Origin of the sequence: Microbacterium xanthum (assembly GCF_034531355.1) — a bacterium.
Taxonomy (GTDB): domain Bacteria; phylum Actinomycetota; class Actinomycetes; order Actinomycetales; family Microbacteriaceae; genus Microbacterium; species Microbacterium xanthum.
Genome location: NZ_JAWHUE010000001.1, coordinates 1146407 through 1163047, shown reverse-complemented (window position 1 = coordinate 1163047; position 16641 = coordinate 1146407). Strand labels below are relative to the sequence as shown.

Annotated in this window: 17 protein-coding genes; 8 read left to right on the top strand and 9 right to left on the bottom strand. The window is 70.2% G+C overall.

Features of this window, described 5'->3' with window-relative positions:
* Positions 1 to 151: 151 nt before the first annotated feature.
* The 6 genes from RZO50_RS05565 to cofC all read left to right on the top strand — a co-directional run bounded on the left by RZO50_RS05565 (position 152) and on the right by cofC (position 8042).
* A complete protein-coding gene (locus RZO50_RS05565; RefSeq protein WP_322598675.1) occupies positions 152 to 652 on the top strand; it encodes a hypothetical protein in 501 nt (166 codons plus the stop codon).
* A gap of 152 nt (positions 653 to 804) precedes the next feature.
* Complete coding sequence (locus RZO50_RS05560; RefSeq protein WP_322598674.1) at positions 805 to 2226, top strand: HNH endonuclease signature motif containing protein; 1422 nt, start codon at positions 805 to 807, stop codon at positions 2224 to 2226.
* 99 nt (positions 2227 to 2325) lie between these two features.
* Positions 2326 to 4755 (top strand): 7,8-didemethyl-8-hydroxy-5-deazariboflavin synthase CofG, encoded by a 2430-nt coding sequence (gene cofG, locus RZO50_RS05555; RefSeq protein WP_322598673.1) that lies wholly within the window; start codon positions 2326 to 2328, stop codon positions 4753 to 4755.
* Complete coding sequence (locus RZO50_RS05550) at positions 4752 to 6275, top strand: flavin-containing monooxygenase (RefSeq protein ID WP_322598672.1); 1524 nt, start codon at positions 4752 to 4754, stop codon at positions 6273 to 6275. The genes cofG and RZO50_RS05550 overlap by 4 nt, the downstream gene beginning before the upstream one ends.
* Positions 6272 to 7291 (top strand): glucose-6-phosphate dehydrogenase (coenzyme-F420), encoded by a 1020-nt coding sequence (fgd, locus tag RZO50_RS05545; protein ID WP_322598671.1) that lies wholly within the window; start codon positions 6272 to 6274, stop codon positions 7289 to 7291. The genes RZO50_RS05550 and fgd overlap by 4 nt, the downstream gene beginning before the upstream one ends.
* 58 nt (positions 7292 to 7349) lie before the next feature.
* Positions 7350 to 8042 carry a 2-phospho-L-lactate guanylyltransferase gene (cofC, locus tag RZO50_RS05540; protein ID WP_322598670.1) on the top strand — a complete coding sequence of 231 codons (693 nt, stop codon included), beginning with the start codon at positions 7350 to 7352 and terminating at the stop codon, positions 8040 to 8042.
* Here cofC and RZO50_RS05535 read toward each other — a convergent pair.
* The 7 genes from RZO50_RS05535 to hemG form a co-directional block, all read right to left on the bottom strand.
* A complete protein-coding gene (locus RZO50_RS05535) occupies positions 8027 to 8770 on the bottom strand; it encodes a sulfite exporter TauE/SafE family protein (RefSeq protein ID WP_322598760.1) in 744 nt (247 codons plus the stop codon). The genes cofC and RZO50_RS05535 overlap by 16 nt on opposite strands.
* The gene (gene cofD, locus RZO50_RS05530; protein WP_322598669.1) at positions 8770 to 9780 is read right to left on the bottom strand and encodes a 2-phospho-L-lactate transferase; all 1011 of its coding nucleotides are present in this window, start codon (positions 9778 to 9780) and stop codon (positions 8770 to 8772) included. Before cofD ends, RZO50_RS05535 begins: the two co-directional genes overlap by 1 nt.
* A gap of 1 nt (position 9781) precedes the next feature.
* Positions 9782 to 10576, bottom strand: a complete 795-nt coding sequence (locus RZO50_RS05525) for a uroporphyrinogen-III synthase (RefSeq protein WP_322598668.1) — start codon at positions 10574 to 10576, stop codon at positions 9782 to 9784.
* 217 nt (positions 10577 to 10793) lie between these two features.
* The gene (locus RZO50_RS05520; protein WP_322598667.1) at positions 10794 to 11066 is read right to left on the bottom strand and encodes a hypothetical protein; all 273 of its coding nucleotides are present in this window, start codon (positions 11064 to 11066) and stop codon (positions 10794 to 10796) included.
* Positions 11056 to 11457: a phage holin family protein gene (locus RZO50_RS05515; RefSeq protein ID WP_194423639.1), complete on the bottom strand. Its 402-nt coding sequence runs from the start codon at positions 11455 to 11457 to the stop codon at positions 11056 to 11058. Before RZO50_RS05515 ends, RZO50_RS05520 begins: the two co-directional genes overlap by 11 nt.
* 1 nt (position 11458) lies before the next feature.
* Positions 11459 to 11812, bottom strand: coding sequence for a hypothetical protein (locus RZO50_RS05510; RefSeq protein ID WP_322598666.1), 354 nt, complete (start codon positions 11810 to 11812; stop codon positions 11459 to 11461).
* A 99-nt stretch (positions 11813 to 11911) separates the two neighbouring features.
* Complete coding sequence (hemG, locus tag RZO50_RS05505) at positions 11912 to 13399, bottom strand: protoporphyrinogen oxidase (RefSeq protein WP_322598665.1); 1488 nt, start codon at positions 13397 to 13399, stop codon at positions 11912 to 11914.
* An 82-nt stretch (positions 13400 to 13481) separates the two neighbouring features.
* On the opposite strand from hemG, the gene RZO50_RS05500 reads away from it, so the two are divergent.
* Positions 13482 to 14057 carry an HhH-GPD-type base excision DNA repair protein gene (locus RZO50_RS05500; protein WP_322598664.1) on the top strand — a complete coding sequence of 192 codons (576 nt, stop codon included), beginning with the start codon at positions 13482 to 13484 and terminating at the stop codon, positions 14055 to 14057.
* Complete coding sequence (locus RZO50_RS05495; protein ID WP_322598663.1) at positions 14054 to 14476, top strand: DUF1801 domain-containing protein; 423 nt, start codon at positions 14054 to 14056, stop codon at positions 14474 to 14476. Before RZO50_RS05500 ends, RZO50_RS05495 begins: the two co-directional genes overlap by 4 nt.
* A 38-nt stretch (positions 14477 to 14514) precedes the next feature.
* Here the strand turns inward: RZO50_RS05495 and RZO50_RS05490 are convergent, their stop codons facing one another.
* Positions 14515 to 15903: a glycine--tRNA ligase gene (locus RZO50_RS05490; RefSeq protein ID WP_322598662.1), complete on the bottom strand. Its 1389-nt coding sequence runs from the start codon at positions 15901 to 15903 to the stop codon at positions 14515 to 14517.
* Between the two features lie 74 nt (positions 15904 to 15977).
* On the bottom strand, positions 15978 to 16595 hold the full coding sequence (locus RZO50_RS05485; protein WP_322598661.1) for a TetR/AcrR family transcriptional regulator: 618 nt from the start codon (positions 16593 to 16595) through the stop codon (positions 15978 to 15980).
* Positions 16596 to 16641 lie beyond the last annotated feature (46 nt).

The window sequence follows — 16641 nt, the reverse complement described above, 5'->3', positions numbered from 1 at the left end:
AACGATCATCGAGCAGAACGCCTCGCGCGCGCCGGTCGCGAGCGCCAGGTCAGGCCGGCTCCACCCGCCGAGGGCCGAGAACCGCGAACCCGACAGACCTCTGGAGTCTCGATCTCTGTACAGAGGGCTCGCCGCGGGATAGGTTGCCGACATGTCGCGCACCTCGAACTCTGCGCGCGCAGCCCGTGTCGTCGCCGCGTCCGGGTTCCTGGCGGTCATTCTCTACGCCATCTTCGCCGCGTTGCAGATCTTCGTCGTCAACCCGCGCGCCGCTGCGCCCGGCGCGAGCCTCGACGACATCTACGCGACCATGGCACGGGCCGGAGAGTCGTTCGTCGCCGGCTTCCCCCTGGCAATCCTTGCCACCGGCGTCGCTCTGGCTCTCTTGCTGCTCGTGCTCATCAGGAGGAATCCCGGCACTCCTCCGTGGATCGCGGCGGTGGGCTACCTGGTGATGATCGCGTTCGGCGCACCGGCTCTGTTCATTGCCTCCTTCGTGCCGAGTATGTCTCTCGCCGACACGTACGGCATCTCCGGGGGCGACCACTCCGGATGGTCGAGCGCCCTGTATCTCGTCAGCGCGTGCTCGTTCGTCGCCTGCGCCATCCTGACCCTCGTCGGGGTGCGCCGGCCGACCCCGCACCCCGCCTGATCCGCGCACGCCACTCTCGCGGCCTCTCTTGAGGCGTCGCTGGATTCGTATATATGTTCGTGTTAGCGCTTGCCATGTCTTGAACAAAGCTTCCATTTTTCGTAAATATGTTCTATACTAGACCCAGCGAAAGACCGAGTGGGGGGCTGGGCATGGCGATCGAGGAGCCGCGCGAGGCGGAGATGCTCCGCACGCGCGAACTGATCGCGGAGATCGCTGCGTTCGATGCTGCCGAAGCTCGCATTCAAGCCGAACGCGCCCGCCTGTATGCCGAGGCGTACGACCTCACCCAGCGACAGACCGACCGTCTGCGCGATGCCTCTACTCGGGAACGCGAGATGCCATTGCGGGCAATGGCGGCTGAAATCGCCGTCGCGAAGCGCGTCAGCGACCGCACCATGCAAACCCATCTGTTCGAAGCCCACCGCACCGTCACGGAATTCGCGGCGACGTGGGAGGCATGGCACGCGGGCCGGGTTTCCCGTGCGCACGTGAAGGTCATCGTCGATACCGGCACGGAACTCACCGAGCGAGAGGCCCGCGAAAGCTACGAGCACGACGTCCTCGCCTATGCCGAGAAGACCTCGCCCGCACGGGTGAGGTCGTATGCCGAGCAGGTCGCGGAGAAGCTCGACCCGAAGAGCATGCAGGAACGTCACGACGACGCGCTCCTCGACCGACGCGTCTGGGTAGAAGATTTGCGTGACGGAATGTCGATGCTCGGCGCGATCGGGCCGAGCGTCGAAGTCCACGGCGTCTACGACCGGCTCACCCGGCAAGGGAAGGCGATCAAGGCCGCCGACCGTGGCGCACGGCGCGCAGCCGTCGAGCAGGAAGCCCTCGACGGCGAATCGGAGCCGGCCGCCCCCGGCGTGCCAGTAGACCCGGGTGCCGGACGTGTCGGGGCGAATGCGCCGGGCTGGTTCGACGATCGATCGATGGATCACATCCGCACCGACCTCCTTCTGGACATGATGCTCACCGCCTCACCGTCCGTCGACTCGACAGCGATCGATGGGGGACTCGGAGCGATCCGCGCGCACGTGCAGGTGACGGTCCCCGCCACGACCCTCGCCGGCACGACATCCGGTGGGGCGCAGCTCAACGGCAAGTGCGCGGTGGACCCGGAGACGGCGAAGGTCCTCGCCGGGCATGCTCCCGGATTCGATCGGGTCTTCCTCGACCCGATCAGCAGCGCGGTCCTCGCCGTCGACCGACGCTTGGCCTCGGCGGCGCAACGACGCTACCTGGTCGCCCGAGACATCCGATGCCGATTCCCCGGATGCCGCAGACCCGCGCTGGAGTGTGACGCAGACCACCGGGAAGACTGGGCCGGCGGTGGCTCAACCGACATCGACAACCTCGGCGCGTTCTGCAAGCGCCACCACACTCTCAAACACGCCGCCGGATGGACCGTGACCCAACTGCCAGGCGGACGGCTGCACTTCACCGCACCGTCTCTGCTGGAATACACCGACGATCCACCACCACGAGTCATGTTCACACCCGACCTGGACAACAAACCCGGCGACGCCGACCCACCCGAAGCCAAAGCCACTGCCGCCCCCTTCTGAGCGACCCCTCGCCCGGCCGCCGCCTCCACGACGTCCGATGTCTCGCCTTCAACGACAGTCCTTCAGCCCGCCACCCATGCGCGGTGCGAGACTGGGGACGTGACACTGCTCGAACCCGCCCGGTCCGCCGGGGCGGCGATCGCGCCCGCGGTGCGGGACGCCATCGCCCGCGCCGAAACCGGAGACGACCTCACCGTCGACGAGGTCGTGACACTCCTCACCGCCGGCGACGACCTCGACACCGTGCTCACGGCAGCGGGGCGGATGCGCGACGCAGGCCTCGCCTCCGCCGGCCGCCGCGGGGTCATCACGTATTCGCGCAAAGTGTTCGTTCCGCTCACCACACTGTGCCGCGACCGCTGCCACTACTGCATCTTCGTCGACACCCCGGGCCAGCTCCTCAAGAAGCGCAAGCCGGTGTTCATGAGCGACGAGCAGGTGCTCGCCATCGTCCGGCAGGGCGCCGCGCTCGGCTGCAAAGAAGCCCTCCTCACCCTCGGCGACCGCCCCGAAGAACGCTGGCCCGAAGCACGCGCATGGCTCGACGAGCACGGCTTCGCCTCCACCCTCGACTACGTCGCCCACATCGCACGCCTCATCACCGCCGAAACCGGCATGCTCGCGCACCTGAACCCCGGCGTCATGAGCGCAGACGAGCTCCGGACACTGCGACCGACCGCCCCCTCGATGGGCATGATGCTCGAAACCACCTCGCGGCGTCTCTACGACGAGCCCGGGCAGGTACACTACGGATCACCCGACAAAGACCCCGACGTGCGACTAAAGGTGATCGAGGATGCCGGGCGTGCCCGGATCCCGTTCACGACCGGCATCCTCGTCGGCATCGGCGAGACCGTGCGCGACCGCGCCGACTCGCTTATCGCGCTGCGCGACGCGCACGCCCGACACGGCCACGTGCAAGAAGTGATCGTGCAGAACTTCCGCGCCAAACCGCGCACCGCCATGCAGGGCGCACCCGACGCCGATCTCATCGAGTACGTCGCCGCCGTCGCCGCCGCGCGACTCGTGCTCGGCCCCCGCATGCGGGTGCAGGTTCCACCGAACCTCTCAGACCCGACCGAATTCGCGCTGCTCGTGCGCGCCGGCGCCGACGACTGGGGCGGGGTCTCCCCACTCACCGCCGACCACGTCAACCCGGAACGCCCCTGGCCCCACCTCGACGATCTCGCCGCCGCGACAGCCGACCTCGGTTTCGACCTGCGCGAACGTCTCACCGCGCATCCGGAGTTCATCGCCGACGCCGACTCGTGGCTCGACCCCGCGATGCACGCCCCGGTGGCGGCGGTCGCCGACCCCGCCACCGGCCTGGCCGCACCGGGATCCCCCCGGCCCCACTCACCGAAACCACGCGTTTCCCGCGAAACCACCCCGAACCAGCGCGGCGAAGAGGTGGATTCGACGCAAAGGGGTGGACTCGGCACACCACGCGGTGGCGACATCGAGCGACGGATCGCGCGCGCGACAGGGGACGCAGGGTCGCTCGATGACGACGAATGGGAGGAGCTGCTCCGGGCGACCGGGCGCGACCTCGACGCCCTCGCCGCCGCCGCAGACGACATCCGGCGATACACCGTCGGTGAAGCGGTCAGCCTGGTCGTCAACCGCAACCTGACCTCGAGCGGGTTCCGCACGGCACCCGCCTCCTCCGACCCGACGCGATTCGACCTCGCCGAGGTCGCCGCGATCGCCGAAGACGCCTGGCAGCTCGGGGCAACCGAGCTGTGCGTGCAAGGGATGCTGCCCGCCGACGTCGCCCCGGAGGCCTACCTCGACATCGCCCGGGCGGTGAAAGACACGCGCCCCGACCTGCACCTGCACGCCTACCGCCCCCAGGACGTGTGGGATCTCGCCGACCGCGGCGGTCTGGGCCTCGACGGCGCTCTCGCGGCGATGAAGGAGGCCGGCGTCGACACGGTGCCCGGCACCGGTGTGAAGGTGCTGAGCGAGCGGGTGCGTCACGAGATCGCCCCGACCGACCTCGAGATCGACCGCTGGGTGGAGGGCATCACCGCCGCCCACCGTGCCGGGTTCTCCTCGACCTCGGTGCTCTTCTACGGCCACGTGGAGACCGCCGGCGAGCGCGTCGCCCACCTGCGCCGCCTGCGGGAGATCCAGGCGGCCACCGGGGGGTTCCGCGAGTTCGTCCCCATCCCCCTCCCCGGCCCCCGCGGCAGCGTGCCCCTCGTACCGGGCCGTTCCCCCCTCGACGAGCACCGCGCGATGGTCGCCGTGTCGCGCCTGATGCTGTCGGGGGCGATCTCGCACGTCCAGATCCCCTGGACGCGCGTCGGACGGGAGATGGCGGCGGTCCTGCTCCAGTCGGGCGGCGACGACCTCGGCGGCACACTGCTCGACGGACGGGTCAAGCCCGAAGCCGGCATCGAGCAGGGGCTCGAACTGCCGGTACCGGAGGCCGCAGCCCTCGTCGGACGCCTCTTCCGACCGTTCCGACAGCGCACCACCGACTACCGCGAACCACCCGCGAACCGGAAGACTCCGACTCGATGACCACGCGGGTCGAGGTGGCGATCATCGGCGCGGGGTTCGCCGGGATCGGGATGGCTCTCGCGCTTCTGCGCGACGGGCGGGAATCCTTCGTGCTGCTCGAGCGCGGCAACAGCGTCGGCGGCACATGGCGGGACAACACCTACCCCGGCGTCGCCTGCGACGTGCCCTCGCACCTCTACGGGTTCGCCGGGCATCCGCACCCGGACTGGTCTCGCGTGTTCGCACCCGGGGCGGAGATCCACCGGTACCTCGTCGACGTCGCCGACCGCACCGGGGTCAGCGCCCGCACGCGCCTGCACACGGCCATGACCGGCGCAATCTGGCACGCCGACACCGCGACGTGGCGCGTGACCACCTCCGGCGGCGACACGGTCGTCGCCGATGCTCTCGCCCTCGCCTGCGGACGACTCACCGAGCCCCTCATCCCCGAGATCGCGGGCCTGGAGTCTTTCCCCGGCCCGCTCTTCCACTCCGCCCGATGGGATCACGCGGTCGAGGTCACGGGACGACGCATCGGCGTGGTGGGAACCGGCGCGAGCGCGGTGCAGCTCGTACCGGAACTTGTGCGCCTCGGGGCCCACGTGACGCTCTTCCAGCGCACGCCGGCCTGGATCGTCCCGCGCGGCGAGCGCGCGTACACCGCGGCGGAGCGGAAACGGTTCGCCCAGCATCCGGAGACGCTCGCCGGTCTGCGAGCCACCTTGTACACCGAAGGCGAGGAGCGGTTCGCCTCACGCTCCGGGCGGGATGCGGCCGCCGCCGACACCGCTCGACAGGCGGCCCTCGACCACCTCCGTGCCCAGGTCGCGGACCCCGCATTGCGGGCTGCACTCACCCCCGACTACGCCTTCGGATGCAAGCGGGTGCTGCTCTCGGACACGTTCTACCCCGCCGTCGCCTCGGATGCCGTCTCCCTCGTCGGCACGGCCCTGCAGACCGTCGACGGCACTACCCTCACCGCAGCCGACGGCTCGCGCCATGAGGTGGACGCGCTCGTCCTCGCGACCGGCTTCGCGTCGGCTCGGCAGCCCTACGCCGACCTCGTCGTCGGCGAGGACGGCACCCTCGCCGACCACTGGAGCGCCGGGATGACCTCCTACGCGTCGACCGTGGTCGCCGGCTTCCCGAACCTCTTCGTCCTCAACGGCCCGAACGCCTCCCTCGGGCACAATTCGTCGGTGCTCATGCTCGAAGAGCAGGCCGCGTACGCCGTGCAGGCCCTCGCGAGACGCGACCGGTCCGCCGGCGGTGTGCTGCGCGTGGATCCGGCAGCCGAAGCCGCCTACACCGCCGAGATCGACGATGCCGCCGCGTCGACCCCCTGGATCACCGGCGGCTGCCGCAATTGGTACGTCGACCCCCGATCAGGGCGCCTGACCCTGCTGTGGCCCGGCACGGTCGACGCCTTCCGCGAACGCCTCGCCCGCGCCGACGGGACCGAATTCCTCGACCCGACTCCGGCGACCCCCGCATCCACCTCGACGCCGCCGTCATACCCGTTCTCAGGAGGAACACCATGACCTTTCCGCTGCGCTTCGGCTACAAGGCCTCGTCCGAGCAGTTCGGTCCCACCGAACTGGTGGAGTTCGGTGTGCTCGCCGAGGAGATGGGGTTCGACTCCGTCTTCCTGTCCGACCACTTCCAGCCGTGGATGCACGACGGCGGACACGCCCCAGCCGCCCTTCCCTGGCTCGGCGCCCTCGGGGCCCGCACCGAACGGGTGCTCATCGGCACCTCCGTCCTCACCCCGACCTTCCGCTACCACCCCGCCGTGATCGCCCAGGCCTTCGCCACTCTCGGCGTGATGTTCCCGGGTCGCGTCGTCTTGGGCGTGGGCACCGGCGAAGCCCTCAACGAAGTCACCCTGGGACTCGAGTGGCCCGACGCCCCCGAACGGTTCCAGCGCCTGAAAGAAGCGATCCTGATGATCCAGGCACTGTGGGCCGACGAGCGGGTCACCTACGAGGGCACCTACTACTCCGTCAAGGACGCCACGATCTACGACCGTCCGGCCGACGAGCATCCCGTGCCGATCTACATCGGCGCTGCGGGGCCGGCCGCGACCCGTCTGGCCGGACGCATCGCCGACGGATTCATCACGACCAGCGGCAAGAACCGCGACCTGTACACCGACACGCTCCTGCCGGCCCTCAGCGACGGGCTCGGCAAAGCAGAGCGCGCGGCCGACGCGATCGACACCCTGATGGAGGTGAAGGTGTCGTACCACCCCGATCACGACACCGCCCTCGAGAAGACACGGTTCTGGGCACCACTGGCCCTCAGCGCAGAGGAGAAACGCGACGTGCACGACCCGATCGAGATGCAACGCCGCGCCGCCGACCTGCCCATCGAGCGGGCGGCCTCCCGCTTCATCGTCTCGACCGACCCCGACGAGCACGTCGAACGGATCTCGGAGTACATCGACCTCGGCTTCCGGCACCTCGTCTTCCACGACCCCGGCCACGACCAGGCCGAGTTCCTGCGCATGTACGGGGCGGAGATCCTGCCACGACTGCGCGCGAAGTACGCTTCGTGACGCGACCCGCGAGCACGAACTCAGGCTCAAGACACCCCATCGGTCGGAACGGAGCCGGATGACCCCCGCTCAGCCTGAGTTCGTGCACGACCTCGAGGGCGACTCGCCACGGCGGCGGCAGTGGCGCGTCGTGATCCCCGTGAAACCGGCGCGCCGGGGGAAGTCGCGGCTCGCGTCGGGGGCGCCCCGCGAGGGTCTCGCGCGGGCGATCGCTCTGGACACCATCGCCGCCGCGGCCGCCTGCCCGGCGGTCGCGCAGGTCTTCGTCGTGACCGACGACGCGGGGCTGCCACTGGCCGCCGCCGATATCCCCGGCCTTCGGTTCGTCGCAGAGGAGGGGGCACGCGGCCTCGACGCGGCGATCGCGCTCGGCATGGCGGCAGCGGGAACGGACGCACATCGCGCCGCCCTGCTCGGGGACCTTCCGGCGCTCCGGCCGGACGACCTCGCCGCCGCGCTCGACGCCGCCACCGCACCTTCGCGCGCCGTCGTCGCAGACGCCGAGGGCTCCGGCTCGACCCTGGTGACCGCCACCGCAGGGGTGGCATGGACATCGGCCTTCGGCGACGGATCCTTCACGCGTCACCTCGCTCTCGGCTGTGTGGATCTCGAGATCCCCCGCGGCTCGACGCTGCGCCGCGACGTCGACACCCCGGACCAGCTCGCCGAAGCGGCCGACCTCGGGCTCGGTCCCCGCACGTCCGCGGCACTCCCCGGCCATGCGACGGGGCCAGTTCAGAACAGCAGGTAGACGGCGCCGACCACCGTGAACACGATCACCAGGCGCTCGAACAGGCGCTGGTCGAGGCGATTCGCCCACCATCGGCCGAGCAGCGCGCCGATCACCACGAGCGGCACCAGGATCGCATCGATGACGAGACCGGCCGGGGTGATGATCCCGAGTCCGATCGAGAACGGCAGCTTTGTGATGTTGACGAGGAAGAAGAACCACGCGGCCGTGCCGAGGAACTCCTTCACCGCGAACCGCGACGCGAGGAAGTACATCGACATCACCGGCCCGGCCGCGTTGGCCACCATCGTCGTGAACCCACCGAGAGTGCCGTAACCGATCGCCGCGACACGGTGCGACCCGGCCCCGGCGACCGCCGGCGCGAAGCGACGACGGAACAGGGTGAAGGCCACGACGGCGAGAAGGATCACACCGATCAGTCGGCTCACCCACTGGTCGTTCGCGAACGCGAGGAACACCGCACCGAGCACCAGCCCGGCCAGCACGGCCGGAGCCAAGCGCAGCAACGCCCTCCAGTTCGCGTCTCGCCGATACGCGACGATCGCGAACAGGTCGGCCACGATGAGCAGCAGCAGGAGGGTGCCGGTCGATTCCCTGGCGGGGAGCACGGCGGCGAAGATCGCCACCGACAGGGTGTTGACGCCCGGGATGGCGGTCTTCGACACCCCGACGACGAACGCCGAGAAGCCCAGCAGCACCCACGCCCAGACGGCGAGGTCCGGGACGATCACACGCCCGCCTGTGCGAGGGCGGCCTCGACGATGTCGGCCGATCGCGCCTCGTCGGTCATCCATAGGGGCCGCACGTGCGCGCGCAGACCGAGGTCTTCGATCTCCGTCGCGGCAGCGGCGTCTTCGTCCGCGATCAGCCAGCCGTCGAGCACGCCGTCGGCGCGGCGGCTGCCGTACAGCCCGGCGACGCCGACGGCGGAGGTCTCCACACCGATCGCGGCGAGACACACATCCGCCATTCCACGCACCACACGGCCGCCGATGACCGGCGAGACCCCCACCACGGGCGCACGCGTGGACCGCAGCGCGGAACGGATGCCGGGCACGGCGAGGATCGGACCGATGGAAACCACGGGATTCGACGGCGCGATGAGGACCGCGTCGGCGTCGGCGATCGCCTCGGCGACGCCCGGCGCGGGTGCCGCGTGGTCGATCCCGGGGTTGTCGAAGGCGAGCGGGCGGAGGGTCGCGCGGTACCGGGTCCACCACTCCTGGAAATGCATCGGCCGCGATCCCTCGGCGGGGTCGTCGACGGTGACGATCGTGTCGACCTCGGCGTCGGTCATCGGCAGCAGTCGCGCGCCGAGGTCCCACCGGGTCGCCATCTTCTCGAGCACCCTGGTGGGGGTGTCACCGTCCCGCAACCACCCGGTGCGGGCCAGGTGGGTGCCGAGGTCGAGGTCGCCGAGGGTGAACCACGGCCACCCCGTCCCCCACGCCTGCAGTTCGGCGTTCACCCGTTCGGAGTCGCCCTGGCGTCCCCATCCGCGCGCGGTGTCGTTGACGCCCGCGAGGGCGTAGGTGATCGAGTCGACGTCGGGTTGCAGACGCACACCCGACAGCCACAGGTCGTCGCCGGTGTTGACGACGACGGTCAGCCGGTCCGCGGACGCGTCGCCGCCGCGTCGACGGAGCGCTTCACGCGCGCCCACGACGAACTTCGACCCGCCGACTCCGCCCGCGAGCACGACGACGCGCGGCGCAACGCCGCGTTCCGCGTCACCCACGTCAGGGCGCGTATTCGTCGGCCGGCTGCGGGATCGGGAAACGGGAGACCGCATCCAGCAGCGCATCCATCGACTGCATCTCGGCGATGACGTCGACGAGCAGGCCCGCCCGCTTGGCGTCCTTCGCCGTGCGGGGCCCGATCGCCGCGATGATCGTCGTCTCGGGGATCACGTCGAACTGCTCGCGCACCTGATCGGCGACCGAGCCGCTGGTGATGAGGATGGCGTTGATGCGTCCGCTGCGCACATCGCCGATGACCTTCTCGGACGCGGGAACGCCGACGGTGCGGTAGGCGACGACGCTGCGGACGTGATGGCCGGACTCGACGAGCATGCGGGTGAGGACGGGTTTGGCGATCTCGCTGCGCAGGGTGAGGATCTGCCTCGGCTGCGGCTCGGCGGCGATCATCTGCTCGGCCATGCCGGCGGCGGAGTTGTCGCGCTCGGGAACGAGATCGACCTTGTACCCGACGGCGTTCAGCGCCGCGGCGGTGGTCTCACCGACGGCGGCGATCTTCGTGGTCGCCGGAATCTTCGCCCGGTACGCATAGAGCACGTCGACGGTGGTGGCGCTCGTGACGGTCAGCCAGTCGAAGGCCCCGTCGGCGAGGTCGGCGAGCGACTGCTCGAGGGTCGCCTGGTCGGTCGACGGGGCGAAGTTGATCAGCGGCGCGATGACCGGTGTGCCGCCGCTGCGGCGGATGGTGGCGGCGACGCCGTCACCCCACGGTCCCCCGCGAGGCACGAGCAGCCGCCAACCCGCAAGGGGCTTGGGATGCGGTGAAGTGTGGTTCATTCGGGAGGCTCTCGTCGATGCACGAGTCGGCCGCCCATGCGTCGAGCAGCCGACGGGCGGAACGAATCCGTGTTTCGGGCTCGCGCCGTCGGCAGCAATCGCACCATTGCACTGCCTGTCCTGAGCATACCCCGCTGAATGAATGCCGGGAACGGGGTTGCGGACCGATGCCACACCGTGACCTTCGCCGACCCTCGAACGGTCGGCTGTGATCGCCTCAGCGGGTGTAGAGGCGGACGAGACCCCACACGCCGATGCCGATCGCGACGGCTCCGGCCACCACGACCGCCGCGGCGGCCGCCGGGTTGCGCTGGCTGAACGCCCGCGCGTCCGTGATCGTACGGTCCGTGGCCACGGCCACTCGGCGCGGCACGTTCGCCTTCTCTTCGATGGCGAGCAGCGCCGCCTTGAGCTCGGCGCGGGCGCTTTCGACGGGGTCGTCGATGCCGAGCGGCACAGCGGTTCGGGGCAGCGGAGCGTTAGAGCTCATCGCGGACTTCCTTCACATCCTGGGCGATGGACTGGACAGGGTTCTGCCGCTTGACGAGGCGCCGGAAGCGCAGCACGCCGAGCAGAGCGAGGATGATCGCGATCAGGAGCATCGCGAAGAACACCACGAGCGCCGACAGCCAGACCGGCCACCAGGACGAGAGGCCGGCGATCGCCCACGCGCCGAGAGCGGGAACCGACCAGAACAGCACGAAGAGCGCCGCGACCATCCACAGCGCACCCCATCCGCCGTCCTTCGCGGTGCGGGCCAGCCAGGTCTTCGCGGCATCGACCTCGGCGATCACGAGCGCACGGACGAGCTCGGGGATCTCGCCGACGAGTGTCAGGAGGCTGTCGTCGGCGCGGTCGCGGAATCCACGGGGCGTCGACATCTCAGGCACCGCCGCGGGGTTCGACCGTCACCTCGCCGTCGTCGACGGCGTCCTTCACGGCCTTCGCGGAGGTCTTCGCGGCCTTCTGCAGGTCACCGTCGGCCTTACCGACGGTCGACGCCTTGGACGCAGCGGCCTTGGTCACCTTGACCGCGGTGTCCCACACCGTGCTCGGAAGAGCCGCGGCACTCGACGTGGCGAAATCCTTCACCTTCTCGACCTGGTTCTGCACCGGGGCGGTGTTCCACACCTTGTCGGCCTGCGTCTTGATCTGCTCGTACCGCTCACGGCCGGCGCGTGTGCCGAGGACGTAACCCACGGTCAGTCCGATGACGAGTCCTACCTTGCCCCTCATGGGGTCTCCTCACGGTCGTTGGAGATGCTGGTCGGTTCCAGGGTAGCGATGTATGCCCGCGTCGGCATCCCGGGGTTGACATCCATCGCATCACCCGATTCACTGCGCAGGCGCGTCGTCCTCTTCCGGCTCCGCATCCGACGCGGCGTCTCCATGGAACAGCGCCGTGCGCCGGATGCGGTCGGCCTCGCGCTGCGCGTCGGGCACGACCTGCGCGAGCCCCGCGCCGGCCAGCCAGGCCCCGACCACGGCGAGCCCCGGCGTCGCCGACACCGCGCGTCGCACCGCCTCCACCTCGCCGGCACGGCCGAGGGCCGATGCGGGCTGCGCCTGGGCGTACCGCTCCCGCACGGCGCCGCGCAGCGCCTCGGCGGCGAGGGGCACACCCAGCATCGCGGACGCCTCGTCCAGCGCGAGCGCTGCGGCCCGGGCGTCGTCCAGTTCCGCGGTCGCGGGCGGTTCGCCCTGCGCCCCGAACGACACCCGCACGACGTGGTGGCCGGAGGCCGCTTCGGCGACCCACGACCACTTCGCGGTCGAGTGGGTGAGCGCCTTGGCGGTGTACGACCCGGGGACCGTCAGCGTCCCACTGCCGCGCGGTGCCGAAGAGAGTGCGGGCGCATCCAGGACGAGCGTCACGACCTCCACCACCGGCGAGGGACCGGGTTCCCGCGCCAGGGAGGGCACCGTGCCGGACAGCAGGCCTCGGGCGGTGTCTTCGGGCGCGGCCATGATCACGAGATCCGCCTCGGTGTCGACGCCCGCGATCGCCGCCGACACGGTCCACACGTCGCCGTCGCGTGTGACGGCTGACACCGGCGCGTCCGTCGTGACCGTGGCACCCAGATCGGACAGGCGTGAGGCGAGGGCGTCGACGAGTGTCGACATCCCGCCGGCGAGGCCCTCGATCGCGCTGCCCGGTCGGGCGCCGGAGGCACCGCGCATCTGCGTGACCGCGCCCGAGAGCGAGCCGGTCCGGGTGAGCGCGTTGTTCAGGCCCGGCGCCGCCACGTCGGCGTCGATGTCGTCCGGGCGCGCCGAGTACACCCCCGTCGTCACCGGCGAGACGAGCCGGTCCAGCACCTTCCGCCCCATGCGCGTGCGGACCAGTCGTCCCAGGCTGTGCTCGTGCCCGATGGTGAGCGGCGGCCGCAGCCGATCGAGGTACGCCCGCCAGGCGCCACCCCACCCGATGATGCGCCGCACATCGGCCGCCCACGGGTTCGGCGGGATGCCGAGCACGCCGCCGGCGGGCAAGGGCGCCGCACCCACGCCGGGGATGCCGACCAGCCACGCGCCGCCCGCGTTCGGCGTGGTCACCTTGTCGCCCAGCCCGAGCTCGTCGATGAGCGCGCGCACCGTGCCGCCACGGGTGGCGTAGCTCTCCGCACCGGTGTCGAGACGGATGCCCGCGACCTCGGCGGAGCGGACCGCTCCCCCGAGGCGGGACGAACCTTCGAGCACCGTCACGCGCATCCCGACCTTCGCGCACTCCAGCGCGGCGACGAGGCCCGCGACACCGCCGCCGACCACCACCACCCGGGTCTCGTGGGCGTGGGAAACCAGCTCGTCGAACTCCTGGGTCACCCCACCATCCTCCCCCGCCCGGTGCGAGTTCGCACACCCGGGACGCCTGTCACCACCGACGCCACGGTGCGAGGATGGAGCCATGGATCTGCACATCACCGACGACGAGGCCGCCGACCGGCTGCTCTCCGACGACCCGCTCGCCCTGCTCATCGGGATGCTGCTGGACCAGCAGGTGGCCATGGAGGTCGCCTTCGCCGGTCCGCTGAAGATCCAGCAGCGCCTCGGCACGACCGATGCCGCGGCACTCGCGGGCATCGATCCGGACGACTTCGCCGCCGCGTTCTCGCAGCCGCCCGCCGTGCACCGCTTCCCCGGGTCGATGGCCGGACGCGTGCAGGCCCTGTGCCAGACGGTGACCGATGACTGGGGCGGCGACGCCTCGGCGATCTGGACGCGGGACGACCCCGACGGCGCGACGGTGCTGAAGCGCCTGAAGGCGCTGCCCGGCTTCGGTGATCAGAAGGCGAAGATCTTCCTCGCCCTGCTCGGCAAGCAGTACGGCTACGACGGCGCCGGATGGCGCGAAGCCGCCGGCGGCTACGGCGAGGAGGGCTCCTACCGCAGCGTCGCCGACATCACCTCGCCGGAGGCGCTGACGAAGGTGCGCGAGTACAAGCGGGCGATGAAATCCGCCGCCAAGGAGGCGAAGAAGTGAAGAAGACCGGAGGAAGCGTCGCGGCGTTCATCGCGGATGTCGCGCCCGCGAAGCGGCAGCGCGACGCTCACGCGCTCGTGGACATGATGCGCGAGATCAGCGGACGGGAGCCCGAACTGTGGGGCACCATCGTCGGATTCGGCAGCTGCCACTACCGCTATCCGACCGGCAATGAGGGCGACATGCCCGTCTTGGCCTTCGCCCCGCGCAAGGCCGCGTCGACGATCTATCTCGACTCGATCGAGGCGCACGAGAAGGCGCTGGCCGAGCTCGGTCCGCACACCAGCGGTGTGGGATGCCTGTACATCAAGGACCTCGAGCAGGTCGACGCCGGCGTGCTGCGAGACATCCTCACCCGGACCCTCGCCTTCGCCGAAGGCGGCGGAAACGAGTACGCCCGCATCACGGTCATCGACTGACCGGATGCGGGCGCACTCCGCGGGTTGACCGCCGCCGGTCAGGCGCCGCGCAGACGCTCACCCAGGTAGGCGTCGAGCTGGTCCAGTGAGACCCGCTCCTGCGCCATCGTGTCGCGATCGCGCACGGTGACGGCACGATCGTCGAGCGAGTCGAAGTCGACCGTCACGCACAGCGGCGTGCCGATCTCGTCCTGGCGGCGATAGCGGCGACCGATCGCACCGGCGTCGTCGAAGTCGGTGTTCCACCCGTGGGCGCGCACGCGATCGGCGACCTCGCGGGCCAGCGGCGAGAGCTTCTCGTTGCGCGACAGCGGCAGCACCGCGACCTTCACCGGCGCCAGACGCGGGTCCAGGCCCAGCACCGTGCGGGTGTCGGTGCCGCCCTTCGCGTTCGGCGCCTCCTCCTCGCGGTAGGCGTCGACGAGGAACGCCATCATCGCGCGGGTCAGGCCGAAGGACGGCTCGATGACGTAGGGGATGTACTTCTCGCCCGAAGCCTGGTCGAAGAACGTCAGGCTCTGCCCCGACGCCTCGGTGTGGCTCTTCAGGTCGTAGTCGGTGCGGTTGGCGATACCCATCAGCTCGCCCCATTCCTTGCCGGGGAAGCCGAAGCGGTACTCGACGTCGATCGTGCCGGCGGAGTAGTGCGCGCGATCTTCTTCGGGCACGTCGAAGCGACGCATGTTGTCGGGGTTCACGCCGAGATCGATGAACCAGCTCCAGCAGGCCTCGACCCAGTGGTCGAACCACTCGCCGGCCTCGTCCGGCGCGGTGAAGAACTCGATCTCCATCTGCTCGAACTCGCGGGTGCGGAAGATGAAGTTGCCGGGCGTGATCTCGTTGCGGAACGCCTTGCCGACCTGGCCGATACCGAACGGGGGCTTCTTGCGGCTCGCGGTGAGCACGTTGGAGAAGTTCACGAAGATGCCCTGCGCGGTCTCGGGACGCAGGAAATGAAGGCCCGACTCGTCGTCGACGACACCGAGGTACGACTTCACCAGTCCCGAGAACGCCTTCGGCTCGGTGTAGCGTCCCTTCGTCCCGCAGTTGGGGCAGGGCACGTCGGCCAGGCCGTTCTCGGCGGGTCGGCCCTTGCGCGCCTCGAAGTCCTCGATGAGGTTGTCGGCGCGGAACCGCTTATGGCATTGCAAGCACTCCACCAGCGGGTCGGTGAAGGTCGCGACGTGCCCGGAGGCCTCCCACACCCGCTTGGGGAGGATGATCGAGGAGTCGAGGCCCACCATGTCGCCGCGACCGCGCACGAAGGTCTGCCACCACTGGCGGCGGATGTTCTCCTTCAGCTCGGTGCCGAGGGGACCGTAGTCCCACGCCGACCGCGACCCGCCGTAGATCTCGCCCGCTTGGAAGACGAACCCGCGATGGCGGGCGAGGGCGATGACTTTGTCGAGACGGGACTGCTCGGCCACGGTGGCTCCAATGGTCGTTCTGGGATCGGGGTGCGCAGATCGCGCGAGACCGGCGACGCCGGCATCCCTCGATTCTAATGAGCCGATCCCCGCGGTTCCGCCGGATCCGTCGCCGTCGGTCCGTACCGGCCGAGCACGACGTCCACCAGGCGCTCCGCTTCGCCGCCGTCCGCGTCCGAGCGGGCCACGATCCGCAGCACGATCGCCCCGATGAGCAGCTCGACGAGGGAGGCGATCGGGGCGCTCGCGGGCAGCTCGCCGTCCGCGACGCCCTGCTCGAGCCGGCGGACGAGATCGGCGTCCGCGCCCAGGTTGTCCCGCACGCGCTCCCCGATCGCCGGATTGACCGTACCGGCCGCGACGAGGGACTTCAGCATCTCGTCGTGTTGCGGGTCATCGACGAACGCCATCACGGTCCGCATCCAGTGCACGAGGTCTTCGCGCAGACTCCCCCCGAACCGCGGCACGACGTGTTCGGGCATGAGCAGGCCCTCCAGGAGCGCCTCGGCGACGAGGTCGCTCTTGGTCGGCCACCAGCGGTAGATCGTCTGCTTGCCCACGCCCGCCTCGGCGGCGATGCCCTCGATGCTCAGCTGCGCGAACCCCCGCCGCAGGAACAGGTCCGCGGTCGCCCGCAGGATCGCCAGGCGTGCCGCTTCGCTGCGGGGCGCGCCACCTCTCCGGTCGGTCACGTTCATCCTCGATTCAGGTTGCGAGACGGATCGTATCGTATGCTGT